Source organism: Psychrobacter sp. TB20-MNA-CIBAN-0197, from assembly GCF_040309765.1.
GTDB classification, from domain to species: Bacteria; Pseudomonadota; Gammaproteobacteria; order Pseudomonadales; family Moraxellaceae; genus Psychrobacter; species Psychrobacter submarinus.
The window spans coordinates 1-325 of record NZ_JBEOPC010000256.1 but is presented as its reverse complement, the minus strand read 5'-3'; the positions used below and the strand labels follow the sequence as shown (position 1 = coordinate 325).

The window sequence follows — 325 nt, the reverse complement described above, 5'->3', positions numbered from 1 at the left end:
CATTCTGCGTTGCTTGGTTATAAAAAGCCTTGACCACATCAAATAACCGATAACGACCGTTGCTCTTTTCGAGTAAAGTTAAATCTAAACAAAGCGCCACCAATGCGCCTTTATTGTAGTAACTGATCCCAGCATTACCTGTGTTTTCATCATTACGATACAGCTTAATCCACGCATCAAAACTCGACTCAGCGACACTTTGATAGGCGCGTCCAGGGGTTTGATAGTAACGATTGATTTGTTCAGCCAGTAATTTAAGATAGCTTGGTTTATCAATCACGCCTGATGCTTGCAACATAAAATCATCAATATAAGAAGTAAAACC

The 325-nt window shown here is 39.7% G+C and carries 1 protein-coding gene; it reads right to left on the bottom strand.

Annotated features, from left to right (window positions below):
• The coding region (locus AAEY83_RS13555; RefSeq protein ID WP_502945168.1) for a M61 family metallopeptidase at nucleotides 1-325 on the bottom strand (325 nt) is incomplete at both ends.